Origin of the sequence: Microcoleus sp. AT8-B5, assembly GCF_036705565.1 — a bacterium.
Lineage (GTDB): Bacteria > Cyanobacteriota > Cyanobacteriia > Cyanobacteriales > Microcoleaceae > Microcoleus.
Window position 1 is genome coordinate 1 of sequence record NZ_JAUBUY010000049.1, and the last position, 14,795, is coordinate 14,795.

The following is a 14,795-nucleotide window of genomic DNA, read 5'->3' on the forward strand; positions in this document are numbered from 1 at the left end:
CCGTCCAAAAAGGACGGGCGGGACGCCCATCCCACAATAACAATTAAAATTGTAAGTTATTTAATTCGCGATCCTTATTTAATTAATGAGACGAGTCAATTTTTCGGATTGTAACAATGACATTTAAATAATTTTATTGTGTGGGATTTATAATTGGGGGGCAAATTCAATGGATCGCGCGACAGTCCCATTTTACCCAGTAGAGGAGTTTTGGGTTCACCAAAACTTCTGCCAGTGGGCGATCGCCATCCTTGAGCTTGATTGTGGGCCCAGCCGAAAAGACTGCTGCAAGATGCGGCCAGTCGATTTTAGATTTTAGATTTTAGATTTTAGATTGACGAAATTGAAGAGATTGAAGAAAGCGACCTCACTGATAAACCCAGGGGGCTGGCGATGAGGATTCAAAGCTTTTTTTTCGCTTCACGGATGAATCCGGGGGCCCCGGACGACATTGCTGGATTGTCAAATTAGTCGGCGAGAGAGAGACGGCGATCGGCTATAATAAAGGGCTAGAGGAAAAGAACACCGAAAACCCGAAAATATGGTTGCCATCCAAAGAAATCTCAACATTGCCGCCCTAGAAGCAGAATACAGTCAAAAAACACCGCGAGACATTCTCAAATTTGCCCTAGAAAATTTTGACAATATCTCCATTTCTTTCAGCGGGGCTGAAGATGTAGTTTTGATCGATATTGCCTCAAAAATCACCAAGAATTTCCGCGTTTTCACCCTAGACACCGGACGATTACACTCGGAAACTTATCAGTTTTTGGATCGAGTCAGAAAACATTACGGCATTAAATTAGAAGTAATGTTTCCCGATGCAGCCGAAGTACAAGCCCTAGTAGAAGAAAAGGGATTGTTTAGTTTTTATCAAGACGGTCACAAAGAATGCTGTGGCGTGCGGAAAGTCAGGCCGCTGCGCCGCAAACTGAATACTCTCGATGCTTGGATTACCGGTCAGCGGAAAGACCAAAGTCCCAGTACCCGCAACGGTATTCCGGTTATTGAAGTTGACACTGCATTCTCAACTCCTGACCATGAATTAATTAAATTCAATCCCTTAGCAAACTGGTCTTCGGCAGAGGTTTGGGAATACATTCGCGCTTTGGATGTGCCTTACAACAAGTTGCACGAACGCGGTTTTGTAAGCATTGGTTGCGAACCTTGTACAAAGCCGGTATTGCCGAACCAACACGAACGCGAAGGTCGCTGGTGGTGGGAAGAAGCGACCGTAAAAGAATGCGGTTTGCACGCTGGTAACGCACAAACCTAGTAGTAAATCACTCAAGGAGTAAGGTGCGCTAGGCTTACCAAACAAATCGTAAGGTGCGCCCTTACGCACCTTACTCAAGAATCAATGCACTTCACATAAATCGTAGCCGAAGAATTCGCAATTAAAATAAACACAAATTAAGCTGAGCTGGGCCTAGAACTTTGATAGAATGATCGACATTCAGAAAAGTTTTTAAAGTAGGTACTATATGCTCGCGTCAACTAGGGAATTGCTGAACACGGCCTTGAGAAATGGTTATGCGATCGGCGCTTTTAACGTCTACAACCTCGAAGGAGTAAAAGCCGTCATCAATGCGGCAGAAGCGCTGCACAGTCCTGCTATACTGCAACTTCACCCCAGTGCCATCCAATACGGAAAATCGCCTTTAGTCGCGCTGTGCATGGAAGCGGCCCGCAAATCTTTAATGCCGATCGCAGTACACTTAGATCACAGCACCTCAGAAAAAGACATTCACCTCGCCCTAGCCGCCGGCATCAAATCAACTATGGCAGACGGTTCTTTTTTGCCCTACGAACAAAACTTAATATTTAGCCGGGAAATGACTAAATTATGCCACGCTAACGGTGCGGCAGTTGAAGCAGAAATCGGCAGAATTAGCGGCCGGGAAGAAGGTTTGACAATCGAGGAGAAAGCCGCAAGGATGACCGATCCGGTATCAGCCGTAGAGTTTATCAAAGAAACTAAGGTGGATTTTTTAGCCGTAACAATTGGTAACGTTCACGGCAAATATCTCAGCGAACCGAAACTCGATTTTCCACGTCTGGCCAAAATCCGCGCTGCTGTTTCAGTGCCGTTAGTGATGCACGGTGCTAGCGGTTTGCGGGAGTCAATGATTCATCAATGTATTAAATTGGGAGTCTCTAAATTTAATGTGAATACGGAAATTCGCGAAGCTTATATGGACGTGTTAAAAAGTAGCATTTCTGAGGCAGATCCGGATTTGTTGGAAATAATGGAAAAAGCTATCGATGCCATGCAATCGGTCATTTCTGACAAACTGCAACTTTTTGGTTCTGTCGGTAAAGCTTATTTGCATCATTCTCCCTACGCGGATGACTTAACCGCAAAGAGTACCAGCAACAAACACACAAGCCGCAACCAATCAAGTTTCGATCAAATCTTAAAGCCTGTGTATAGTGAGGCTTTCTGTCTTCTTGTGAAGTAAAAAAACTAAAGTCCTGACTGCGAACCAGCGATTAAAAGGGCGGGTTTTTGAGATTGTCAATTATGGGCAGATATTTTTCGTGAACCCGCCCGTACCGTATTAGGGGTAATCGACCGGACATAATATTAGTCAGGACTTCAGTCTTCTCTAACCGTTTAAAAATCGATCGGGATCGATGCCAGATTCCCGCAGCCGCCGAATTAAAGACTGCAATTGAGCTTCCGCTGACTCTGCCCGCTGCCGTTGCTGTTCCGCTTCAGTGAGAATCCAATTGCCATCAACATCATACCAGCGCAACCACAGTCGATCGACTCCCTGAAACTCTCCTTGCCACAAACCCAAGCCCAAACTTAGGTCAGGAATCCACACTCGCGACTCGGGCAATTCTAATTCTTGATAGTGTCCGCCCTTCAATTCAAACACTCGCAATTTGTTAGTATAGCGGCTGAAAACAGCATAAATAGGAACCCGCAAAATTTGCTCGTAAACCTCCCATTTTCTTGGCGGTTCATCCTTCCTCTCGGCATCCAAAACTTGCCCGTTACCGGCAGTGTTTCCCGACTGAGGTGGCAACTTTTCCTCATCGGTATTGTCGCCTAAATCTTCTTTTTCCGTTCCCGGCGAAAGCAGTTCTACAATTACAAAAGGATTCACACCTTCCTGCCAAGTAACATAACTCATCCGCAGTTCCGATCGATCGTAAAGTCGGGGAACTCCCACAACTCCAAACCAATCCGGCCGCTTGTGCCACAGAGTGTGCTGCACGTCATAATAAAGGTTCATGTCGGTGCCGCTAAATATCTCAGAAGCCGGATAATTCCGAGGCCGAAACGTCAGACTCAACAACTGCGGCTGCAAATCGTGAAATTCGTCAGGCAAACCAGGTTCATCCGGGTCTTCGCTGGGTAAATCGTACATCGTCGGCAGCGTTTCTCTGGGCGATCGCGGCGGATCGGTTTGCGGCACAGGATATTTAAAAGGAAACATATAATATTGAGAAATGACTCCATTTATGCTAACATCATGGGAACATCCCAATGATGCTTTCACAGGAGTGCAAGCCGGAGAGCTAGAAGCGAGAGATATCGGCTTTGCCGTGCGAGACGATCGCACTCCTAGAAAACGATTTTAACAAAATTGGGACAATCCCTTTTCTTGCTCTATTCTGTGAAGTTAATCTAAAATCTAAAATCTAAAATTGACCAAGAATTTGTTGATGGTACAAGCCCTTGAATTTATCCGTGGAATCAATCCAAAATCTAAAATCTAAAATCCTCACGCCCCCGAATTGATCTCGCGCAAGTCAATCCAAAATCTAAAATCGCCTGACCCGAAATTCTGCACTATGATCGACATTCCTCAACTGATTGCTCAAGAACTTTCCATCAATCTGTCTCAAGTCAATAATGCTCTGGAACTTTTCGCCGAGGGAGCAACTATTCCGTTTATTGCCCGCTACCGCAAAGAACGCACGGATTTGCTGAATGAAATTCAGTTGCGGGACATCTCCGATCGCTTCACCTATTTGACGGAAATTGAAGAGCGCAAAAAGTCTATTTTAGAGACGATTAGCTCTCTGGGGAAACTCACTGAAGAATTGCAAGCTAAAATCGAATCATGTTTGCAAAAAAACGAACTAGAAGACCTTTATCTGCCTTATAAACCCAAGCGACGGACGCGAGCGATAATTGCTAGGGAAAAAGGTTTGGAACCGCTGGCAAATTTTATCAAAAGTCTGAACTTGCCGACGGCTAAACCAGCAGACTTTGAGGCGGAAGCAGGTAAATATATTTCGGAAGAAAAGGGAGTGAAAACAGCAGAAGAAGCTCTCAAAGGTGCTGGGGATATTTTGGCGGAAGCGGTTTCGGAAAAAGCTGAATTGCGGGCTTATTTGCGAGAATTTTTGATGAAAACAGGAGTTTTTGTCTCTAAAATTAAAGAGGATTTCCCGGAAGGAAGCACTAAATTTGAAATGTACCGCAATTATCAAGTTGCAGCGAGAAGCGTTCAGTCGCACAATATGTTAGCGCTGTTTCGCGGGGAAACGGAAGGGGTTTTAGATTTGGAACTGGCTTTTGATGAATCCGCCGTGATGGCTTATTTGGAAAGTCAGGAAATTAGAACTAGGATACCAGAAGTTAAAGAGTTTTATCGATCGACTTTGAAGGATGCCTTCAACCGACTGATGAAGACTTCGTTAATCACGGAAGTACGATCGCACAACAAAGCAGTCGCTGATATCGAGTCCATCGCCACTTTTGAAACCAACCTGCGCGAGTTGCTGCTGTCGGCGCCGGCGGGAATGAAACCCACATTGGCGATCGATCCGGGATTTCGCACGGGGTGTAAAGTTTCCGCCCTCGATGAAACCGGGCAATTTTTAGAATATCAAGCAATTTTTCCCCACCAAGCGGCCGCTCAGCGACAACAAGCGGGTAAAATTGTCAAGCATTTAATTGAAAAATATAAAATTGAATTAATCGCGATCGGCAACGGTACAGCTTCCCGCGAAACAGACGAATTTGTTTCGGAAGTTTTGGCCCAAATGGAAAGAAAACCGATTAAAGTCATGGTGAATGAATCCGGTGCATCGATTTATTCAGCAAGCGAGGTGGCGATCGCCGAATTTCCCGATCTCGACATCACCGTCCGCGGCGCAGTCAGCATCGGACGACGCTTGCAAGATCCCCTCGCCGAACTCGTGAAAATCGACCCGAAATCAATAGGAGTCGGTCAATACCAGCACGATGTTGACCAAAAACTGCTCAAAAAGAAACTCGACGAAACTGTCGAAAGCTGCGTGAATTATGTCGGAGTTGACTTAAACACAGCCTCGAAAGAACTGCTAACATTTGTGTCAGGAATGACGGCAACAGTTGCCAAAAATATCGTCAATTACCGCAACGAAAATGGCGCGTTTAAAAATCGCCGCCAACTCCTGAAAGTTCCCAAACTCGGGCCAAAAGCTTTTGAACAAGCAGCCGGGTTTCTCCGCATTCGCGGCGGCGAAAACCCCCTGGACAATACAGCAGTTCATCCCGAAAGTTATCCTGTCGTGCAGGCGATCGCCAAGGATTTAGACTTGCCGCTGACTGGAATAACACAAATATCTGAAAAAATCAAGACTGTAAACATCAAGAAATATGTCACAGAGAAAGTCGGAGAACCAACACTCCGAGACATTATTTCGGAACTAGAAAAACCGGGAAGAGACCCGCGTGCCGAGTTTAAATATGCCACTTTCCAAGCAGGAATCAAAGAAATCTCCGATTTGCAAGTTGGGATGGAATTAGAAGGCATAATCACGAATGTAGCTAACTTTGGAGCCTTTGTTGATGTGGGAGTGCACCAAGATGGTTTGGTTCACGTTTCTCAATTAGCCGATCGCTTTGTAGATGACCCCAAACAGATTGTCAAAGTCGGACAAGTTGTGAAAGTGCGGGTTTTGGAGGTGAATGAGAAGTTAAAGCGGGTTAGTTTGACGATGAAGTTGCAAGAAAAACCGCAACCGCAAAATGGCAATAGTGCGAGGCTTCCGGCCCCGCGCCGACGTTGAAACTTTGGGGGAAAGGTGAAATACTCACCGGCCTGAAGGCGCGGTGAGTATTTCAAAAGTCTGGAACTCTCATAAATGCGTGAAATGAAATTCGTCTGAAAGGGCTAACCCAAGCGTATTGCTCTATAGATGCTCTACAACAGAACAGTGAGCGCAATGATTTGAGCAGTATTAATGTATGCAACATTGCTTTGGGCAACAGTCGCTAACCCCGTAATCGAGAGGGGACTTCCTGCCAGAATAGTGGGACTGCGATCGAACCAATTATCAACTGAATGCCACCAAAGATAGCGAGAGAAGGCCCAAATCCAAAGCGCAGTAGCTCTCCAAATACGAGACTGCCTACACCAAATCCAGTAAAGAGAGTAAATACTTTCAGTCCCATCGTTTGCCCCAAATTGTTGTCATCTCCGAGATCGGTCACAATTCCGACAAACAACGGTTGAGTCAGGTCATACCCTAAAGACAAAATAAGAACTGCGATCGTCGTTCCCAGTGGCGGAATCTCAAAAATCATTGCAATCCCAGCCACAGCAGCCATTACCAACCCTGCTGGAACGAGCCAACGCCGTCCCCACCGATCGACGGCTTGACCAATGAAAGAACTTAGCAATAAACCGGGAATGCCGTACCCAAGAATGTTTAAACCAATGCTCAAGGCATCCATACCGTACCGTTGCGATAAATACAACCCTAGCCATGTATATACCCCAGAGTGGTAAATACCATTCCACAGAACATAAGCATATGTACGCTGCCCCCGAAAGGTTGCTAATATCTGGCTGTATCCCCTAAAGATTTGGCGAATAGGCGGTAATTTGGTGACTTTTGGTGTATCAAATAAAGAACCGTAAGGATGAAGGCGCCAAAGCACAACAGCAGCAAGCAAAGCAGTACCTAGAAAGAGCACTCGCCAACCTACAAATGGCTCAAGAATCGCTCCCCCCGCAGAGCCTGCTGCCATTCCCCCTTCCATTGCTGCAAACACCAATCCTAGCTTGGCACCTCGCCGATCGAACGGGAATAAATCGCCAATTAAGGCGAAGGTAAGGGGAATCACACCACTTGCTCCAATCCCGGTTAATAGCCGCCAGGTTGCCATCTGCGAAGCATTTTGGGCCGTGGCAGTTAAAGCGGTGAAAATGACAAAAAGAGCAAGCGAGATGCGAATAATAGACCATCGACCAAAGCGATCGGACAGGAGGCCGAAGAATAATGCCATCAGTGCATAGGACAGCATATAGGCTGGAACGATAAAGCCGATTTCCTGAACCGGAACATTAAAAACTTCAGCCAAACGTGGAATCAGGGGAGCAATCATGTACCCCTGTAGAAAAATTAGCCCCGCAGCGATCGAAAGCCAGGAAAACAGGTCTTTATGCTGCTTTAGGCGAATCGCGGTATCGGCTGGTTCGGTATGGGGGTGATTAAAAGATTCTTTTAGTTTCGGCATGAATTTGGGAGATTTCAACTCATATCACATTTCACGGACGACTAAAATCTGAGAACTTAGCTGGAGTGCCAACGCCGACAGCCAAGGGCGATGGACTGGTGAAAGCTTGGAGTACCTTCTCAACTCTGGAGGTTACAAATTTTGTAGGTAAGGTGTGGAATTTAGCCCTTAATGTCAGGATACCTTGATAAATGTCATGATTTATACAAAAATAGTATATTTAGATACAGAATTTCTTATAAGACTTATTAGTTCAGGTTATCAGCAAAGCTAGGATTTACGCATTGACAGAAATTTTTTAATCCCACAAAGTGGTTTGTTTGATGGCTGTGCGATCGCATTCAATTTCCCCATGAATCGAATGTGTGGCGAGAAAACCTACACATTAAACAATACGCTGGGGATAAGAATAATCTGATTTCCTTTCACAAGTTTGCAACTCTCATAAATGCGTGAAATGAAATTCGTCTGAAAGCGCTAACCCAAGCGTATTGGGCTATAATTGTGTAATCCTCACCAACCTTAAAATTATATGGTTGCAAGTAAAAGCGACACCTACGTCTCTCCTGAAGATTATTTAGCAGGCGAGAAAGTCAGTCCGATCAAACACGAGTACAGACAAGGTGAAATCTATGCAATGGCAGGGGCAAGCAAAGCTCATGTCATCATTAGTGTAAATGCAGCAACTTTGTTGAGAAACCATCTTCGGGGAAGTGGCTGCATAACTTACATGGCAGACATGAAAGTTCGGAATGAGACATCAAATTTCTATTACTATCCCGATGTAGCGGTGAGTTGCGATGAACGGGACAGAAATACTGCTGAAGATTTCATTATCTACCCGCGCTTAATTGTGGAAGTTTTATCGCCAACAACAGCGGCTTTTGACAGAGGTGAAAAGTTTGCCGATTACCGTACTTCCGAAAGTTTGCAAGAGTATGTATTAATCAATCAAGAAAGAGTTAGTGTAGAGTGTTTTCGCCGGAATGCAGAGGGTTTGTGGGTGCTTTATCCTTACAGTCAAGGACAAGAAGTTCAGTTTGCTAGCGTGAATTTTAGCTGTGCGATCGAGACATTGTATGAAGATGCGATCGGGATTGGTTGATTTTAATTACTCTAGAATCACTGATATTGATACGATTGAACCGCGAAGACGCTAAGGACGCGTTCGGCGAAGCCGTTCCCGTAGGGTAGGAAGAGAAAAGAAGAAGAAGCTGGTAATTGCTATTTTTTCTTGCTGGCTTTCCAAGTGCCACCGTAGAAGTAAAAAGGATTGTTTTTACTTACCGATTCCCAACATTTAAGACACAAAAAAAACCACTGCCCCGACTCGTCATACCGGGCGCGGTAGAGAGTCGGGGCAGATTGGGAACAGCGATCGCAATATTTGATTCTGATTGCCCTGGCCATTGTTACTCAGTTTTAAACAATAACGGATTCTTGAGGACGGGCGAATATCATGCGGCCGGCGCTGGTTTGCAGGGCGCTGGTGACTACGACTCTGGCTTCGCCACCGACATAGCTGCTGCCGGCTTCTACGACAACCATTGTGCCGTCATCCAAGTAACCGATTCCCTGAGAGGGTTCTTTGCCTTCTTTGCGGATTTTTAGTTCGATCGTATCTCCCGGCAAATAAGTCGGGCGCACCGCATGAGTCAAATCGTTGATATTCAAAACCGGCAGTTTTTGGACGGTAGCTACTTTCGATAAGTTGTAATCGTTGGTGAGCAAAATGCCGTCGATATCTAAAGCAAATCGGACTAATTTTGCATCGACTGTGGCAATATCTTCGTAGTCTGCCGAGTGAATTTGAATGCGTTCTGGATATGTTTCTTTGATGCGGTTGAGTACATCTAAGCCGCGGCGTCCGCGCACTCGCTTTTGATCGTTGGCGGAATCAGCTACCAGTTGCAGTTCTTGGAGCACGAATTGGGGCACGATAATTTGACCTTCGAGGAAACCTGTTTCTAGCAAGTTTTCAATTCTGCCGTCAATAATGCAGCTAGTATCGACAACTTTGGCAGTGGCTGGTTTGAAAGTACCTTCGGCTAGCAACACCGTGTCAAAGCTTTTGGGGTTGATCAGTCGCAAGAAAGCGCGGCCGTGGGTGTCTGTCAAACTGACCCCTGTGAAGCCGAACATGACGCTACCCAAGACTGCGACTAAAGGTTTGATGAAGCCGAACTCGCGGGGTATGGGCAGCAGGAACAGCGGAGCCAGCATTAAGTTTGCTACTAGCAGTCCGATGATTAAGCCGATCGCCCGCGTCAGCAGCATCTCCACCGGCATATCGCGGACTTGTTTTTCTAGGCGGCGATAGGTTGTTTGAGCCACTAATCCCATCACGAAGCCGATTAATGCTCCAAAGGAACCTAGTACAGAACTTAAGCCTTGTATATTTGTAACTTGCAGCAGCAGATTGCTCGGCAGGAGTTCGACTCCGTAATAGCCGATGCCTCCGCCTGCGATTATGAATGAGATTATTATGATTGCGTCTAGCATTAGTTCTAGGTTAATGAATTTATGCCTATTATATCTTTCTAGTGCTGATACTTGTTTTCATGCTTTGGTCGGATATCGCTATATTTGCTGAGGGATTTTTATAAACTTATATTTACCCGTTGTACCCTTTGGGGGATGTGCCAGGGAGCCGATCGGGATTTAGCGCGCCCCGCCGCCAGCAGGCACGAGGTGCGAATAGACCGCGATGCGGGCTGTTGGGGAATTTTGGCAGATCAAAACGGGTACGAGGTTAAATTAAAAGAGCCGATGGTTCGCACCCCTTTTTTTGTCAGAAAATGTCATAATATACATAATTATTCATGATTGTTTAATTAAAACTTTAGATTTGAAGTGGCGCTTTCGGCTTGAGATATAATGAACCCTCCCACAGATTATTTAACATTTGAATTAAAAAAAAGTGTGCAAGCGGCAAATTCCGGCATTCCTAGTTCGGCTTACCTGCATATACCTTTTTGTCGCCGCCGCTGTTACTACTGCGATTTTCCGGTTTTTGTGGTGGGCGATCGCAAAAATGGCGAGAATTCCGGCACCATAGTCCAATACGTTGCTGTACTGTGTCAAGAAATTCAAGAAACTAAAAATTTAGGCGCATCTCTCAAAACAGTTTTTTTTGGTGGCGGCACGCCTTCGCTGCTTTCTGTCAGTCAGTTGAGCAATATTTTAGAGACTCTCGACGGCAAATTTGGGATTGCTGCTGAGGCGGAAATTTCTATAGAAATAGACCCGGGTACGTTTACTTTAGAACAGTTGCGGGGATATGCAGCGGCGGGAGTAAATCGAGTGAGTTTGGGAGTGCAAGCTTTTCAAGATGAATTGCTGCAAGCTTGCGGGCGATCGCACTCTGTCGCTGATATTTTTGAAGCAGTGGAAATAGTGCGATCGGCTGGTATTGTCAATTTCAGTTTAGACCTGATTTCGGGACTGCCGCACCAAACTTTAGAAAACTGGGAAGCTTCCCTGAAATCGGCGGTGGAAATTAACCCGACTCACCTGTCGAGTTACGACTTAATTGTTGAGCCCTTAACTGCTTTCGGGCGCTACTTTGAAGCAGGCGCGCAGCCGCTACCAGCAGATGAAACCGCTGCTGGAATGTACCGTTTAGCGCAGGAAATTCTGACCGGCGCTGGCTACGAACATTACGAAATTTCTAATTACGCCCGCGATGGCTATCAGTGCCGCCACAACCGCGTTTATTGGGAAAATCGCCCTTATTACGGTTTGGGAATGGGGGCGGCGAGTTACGTGGAAGGCCGGAGGTTGACTAGACCTCGCAAAACTCAAGAATATTATCAGTGGGTGCGATCGATCTCTCGCCTCAATTCCCCTGCTACTCCTCGAATTGGGGGGGAAACCCAGCCAGATATTTACCCAGCAATTGAGCCAAGTTTTCCAGTCTCAGAAAATGACGTTTTGTTAGAAACGCTGATGCTAGGTTTGCGTTTAGCAGAAGGAGTTAGCCTGTCGGCGCTGACTGAAAAGTTTAGTCAGCAAACGGTTGATAAAATTTGGCGTTGTTTGCAGCCCTACTGGCGACAAGGATTGGTGGAAATTATGACGGATGATAGGGCGATTCCCTACGGGATAGCTCCGCTTCACGCAACTTTAGGCGATGCCGCGAAACTGCCGCTTTCGGGCAATTTGAGGTTGAGCGATCCCGAAGGTTTTTTATTTTCTAATACAATTTTAGCCGATTTGTTCAGCAAGTTAGGCGAGGATAATTAGCTCTGTCTCAGGAAGTATATCCCCCGGCAAGCGCGATCGACCCTAAAGCCGTGGCCGCCAATGCGATCGAAAGGAAATTCAATTGCTCCCTAGCTCGATCATCTCAAAAATAATATATTTTATATCGATCCCTAAACAAATCTTAAAGGTGAACTAAGCCTTGAGATAGACGCCACGACTGCACTCCAGCCGTCATACTTAAGACTGAACATTTAAAAAGTAATTTAATGAACACTTTAACTATCGAGCGCAACCAAACCCAAAAGCAGCCCAGCCTTGTAATTAGCGAGCGCGGGTGCAATCCGGCTTCCAAGTGTAATTTTTGCGGTCACTACCAACAGGCAAGAGGTTCTGTCGGTCACTGTCAATTGTTGAATGCACCTGTTAAGGGAGGATGGAAATCTTGCACTTTAGCAATGCCGACTTTTGCACCTTCTTGGGAATAGGGGGAAGGCGCTGATGTTTTCCCGGAGAAATTTATTAATTAACCCAAAAAATGTATAAAAAATGTATAAAAAATTCTGTTTTAACTGGGAATATGCTATAATAAGCTTAGGTCTTTTGCCACTCGCTCGCACCATTGCACAAACAAGTTAAAAAGATGAATTTGACACTAAATCAGGTAATTTCCGAAGGTCATACGCGCATTTTGTGTTGGTATCTTAATAATACTAGCAAAGTGCAAATCGCTCGCATTACAAATATTCCTAATTGGTATTTTGAGCGGACGGTTTTTCCGGGAGAGCGTTTTTTGTTTGAAGCGTTGCCGGAAGCTCAATTAGAAGTTTGCAGGAGTGCGGATACGGGTGGTATAGTGTGCGAGCGAATTTTGTGCGATCGGCTGCGAGTTGAAGAATTAAGTACGGCTGATTGAAGATAATTCCCCAGACTTACCAACGAGAGGTAGAAACCCGGTTTTTTTTCAGAAACCGGGTTTCTTTGTATGATTATAAAAACTCGGTTCGCGATCGCACTCCCAACCTCATAAACCCGGTTGATTCCTAGATTTCTCGTTACTAAGCCCAAAATTCGTAGAAACTCACATCTTGCACCATTCTCGCTTAACAGGCTTTCCGGCCTGTTCCACAAGAAAATCTACTCTTTGTGGAACAGGCCGGAAAGCCTGTTCCTAAAAAGCTTATTGACAAGGGTGCAACCTCTTAGTATAAACCGGGATTCTCGCCACCCCATGCGTCAGCCCTGAAACTGTCGGAAATGTGGATCTAAGCTAAATTATAAAAAATCCACCACTCTTCAATCCTAAAACCCGATGTCCCTCACCGAACAAATCCTCTCCCAAATGCCAGGAGACGCCCTCACAGGCCTGAGAAAAGTCGATCGACTCTGGGAAAACCTCAAACAAAACACCGCACCAGCAGCCCAAGCAGTCAAACACAGCCAACAACCCCTCGAAACCCTCGACTTCGACATAGTTATCGGCGGCGGAACCCTAGGAATATTAATCGGTACAGCCTTAGCCGTGCGGGGTTGGCGAGTAGCCTTGATAGAACGCGGCACCCTGCGAGGCCGCGATCAAGAATGGAACATTTCTCGCAAAGAATTAGACGCATTCTTAGAACTAAATTTGCTCTCTGTTGAAGAGATAGAAAAGGCCATAGCCACCGAATATAACCCAGCCCGCATCAGCTTTGCCAACACCCCAGACATTTGGGTGCGCGACGTACTCAACATCGGAATAGACCCAGTTTACCTCCTAGAAACCCTGAAACAGCGATTCCTCCAAGCTGGAGGAAAGCTATTTGAAAATACACCATTTAAAACAGCAACCATTCACCCAAATGGAGTCCTTGTAGAATCGGCCAACACCGATACACCACCTGCTACAAATTTATTTAAAACCCGATTATTATTAGACGCAATGGGACATTTTTCGCCCATTGTCCGCCAAGCTAGACAAGGGAAAAAACCCGACGCCGTATGTTTAGTAGTCGGTAGTTGCGCTCAAGGATACCCCAAAAACGACACCGGCGATATATTTGCATCCTTCACCCCAATGCAAAATCAGTGCCAATATTTTTGGGAAGCATTTCCAGCCAGAGACGGCCGCACCACCTACTTATTTACCTACATAGACGCCGACACAGAAAGATTCAGTTTAGAAACATTATTTGAAGAGTATTTGCGCTTGCTTCCCCAATATCAAAACGTCGAACTCGAACAGTTAAAATTCCAAAGAGCACTCTACGGATTTTTTCCCTGCTATCGCCAAAGTCCTCTCAAAACGCCTTGGAATCGCCTACTCCCAGTCGGAGACAGCAGCGGTAGCCAATCTCCCCTCAGCTTCGGCGGTTTCGGCGCAATGGTGCGTCACCTCAAACGCTTGACTTTAGGAATTGACGAAGCTTTGACAAGCGACAGTCTCGACAAAAATTCCCTCGCACTTTTGCAACCCTACCAGCCGAATCTATCTGTCACCTGGTTGTTTCAGCGTTCGATGAGTGCTGCGATGAATCAGAAAATAGACCCAAATCAAATCAATCAACTTTTGGCTGCCGTATTTCAGGTTATGGAAGAGTTGGGAGAACCGGTACTCAAACCGTTTCTTCAAGATATCGTGCTGTTTCCGGCTTTGTCCCAAACTCTGTTTAAAACAGCAATTAGCCATCCCGGATTAGTTATGAAAATTATCCCGCAGGTAGGAATAACTAATTTGCTCGATTGGATGGTTCATTATGTAAATTTAGGAATTTATACGGGATTGCAGCCTTTGGGGAAAGCCGTAGAACCGCAGGTAAAAAATTTAGCGCCGGAGCAGCAATACTATTTTCACCGATTAGTTGAAGCGTGGCAATATGGCGCTGGAGGCGATTATTAATTGATTAATTGTGGCACGGGCATCTTGCTAGTGGCAAATATATGAACAGGCAAGATGCCTGTTCCACAACACAAGATAATTTATTGATTAATTAATTAATTGTGGCACGGGCATCTTGCCCGTGGCAAATATAGGAACAGGCAAGATGCCTGTTCCACAACACAAGATAATTTATTGATTAATTAACTGTGGCACGGGCATCTTGCCCGTGGCAAATATATGAACAGGCAAGATGCCTGTTCC

General features: G+C 45.6%; 11 protein-coding genes. 8 read left to right on the forward strand and 3 right to left on the reverse strand.

Annotated features, from left to right (window positions below; translation table 11 throughout):
• Window positions 1-541: 541 nt before the first annotated feature.
• A complete protein-coding gene (locus QUB39_RS24805) occupies window positions 542-1,276 on the forward strand; it encodes a phosphoadenylyl-sulfate reductase (protein WP_333058431.1) in 735 nt (244 codons plus the stop codon).
• Window positions 1,277-1,484: 208 nt separating this feature from the next.
• A complete protein-coding gene (locus QUB39_RS24810) occupies window positions 1,485-2,462 on the forward strand; it encodes a class II fructose-bisphosphate aldolase (protein WP_333058433.1) in 978 nt (325 codons plus the stop codon).
• 147 nt (window positions 2,463-2,609) lie between these two features.
• Here the strand turns inward: QUB39_RS24810 and QUB39_RS24815 are convergent, their stop codons facing one another.
• Window positions 2,610-3,449, reverse strand: a complete 840-nt coding sequence (locus QUB39_RS24815) for a Uma2 family endonuclease (RefSeq protein ID WP_333057603.1) — start codon at window positions 3,447-3,449, stop codon at window positions 2,610-2,612.
• 358 nt (window positions 3,450-3,807) lie between these two features.
• Between QUB39_RS24815 and QUB39_RS24820 the strand changes: the two genes are divergently transcribed.
• Window positions 3,808-6,018: a Tex family protein gene (locus QUB39_RS24820; RefSeq protein WP_333263541.1), complete on the forward strand. Its 2,211-nt coding sequence runs from the start codon at window positions 3,808-3,810 to the stop codon at window positions 6,016-6,018.
• Between the two features lie 205 nt (window positions 6,019-6,223).
• Here QUB39_RS24820 and QUB39_RS24825 read toward each other — a convergent pair whose 3' ends face one another.
• Entirely contained in the window at window positions 6,224-7,471 is a 1,248-nt protein-coding gene (locus QUB39_RS24825; protein ID WP_333057602.1) for an MFS transporter, read from the reverse strand.
• 532 nt (window positions 7,472-8,003) lie between these two features.
• On the opposite strand from QUB39_RS24825, the gene QUB39_RS24830 reads away from it, so the two are divergent.
• Window positions 8,004-8,576, forward strand: a complete 573-nt coding sequence (locus QUB39_RS24830; protein ID WP_333057601.1) for a Uma2 family endonuclease — start codon at window positions 8,004-8,006, stop codon at window positions 8,574-8,576.
• A gap of 317 nt (window positions 8,577-8,893) precedes the next feature.
• Here QUB39_RS24830 and QUB39_RS24835 read toward each other — a convergent pair whose 3' ends face one another.
• The gene (locus tag QUB39_RS24835) at window positions 8,894-9,973 is read right to left on the reverse strand and encodes a PIN/TRAM domain-containing protein (RefSeq protein ID WP_333057600.1); all 1,080 of its coding nucleotides are present in this window, start codon (window positions 9,971-9,973) and stop codon (window positions 8,894-8,896) included.
• A gap of 375 nt (window positions 9,974-10,348) precedes the next feature.
• Here QUB39_RS24835 and hemW point away from each other — a divergent pair, with 375 nt between their 5' ends.
• From hemW to QUB39_RS24855, 4 genes are all read left to right on the forward strand, one after another.
• A complete protein-coding gene (gene hemW / locus QUB39_RS24840) occupies window positions 10,349-11,716 on the forward strand; it encodes a radical SAM family heme chaperone HemW (protein ID WP_333057599.1) in 1,368 nt (455 codons plus the stop codon).
• A gap of 227 nt (window positions 11,717-11,943) precedes the next feature.
• Window positions 11,944-12,162 (forward strand): hypothetical protein, encoded by a 219-nt coding sequence (locus QUB39_RS24845; protein ID WP_333057597.1) that lies wholly within the window; start codon window positions 11,944-11,946, stop codon window positions 12,160-12,162.
• Between the two features lie 155 nt (window positions 12,163-12,317).
• The gene (locus tag QUB39_RS24850; protein ID WP_333057596.1) at window positions 12,318-12,590 is read left to right on the forward strand and encodes a DUF1830 domain-containing protein; all 273 of its coding nucleotides are present in this window, start codon (window positions 12,318-12,320) and stop codon (window positions 12,588-12,590) included.
• Window positions 12,591-12,986: 396 nt separating this feature from the next.
• Window positions 12,987-14,552, forward strand: a complete 1,566-nt coding sequence (locus QUB39_RS24855) for an FAD-dependent oxidoreductase (RefSeq protein ID WP_333231686.1) — start codon at window positions 12,987-12,989, stop codon at window positions 14,550-14,552.
• Window positions 14,553-14,795: the final 243 nt, after the last annotated feature.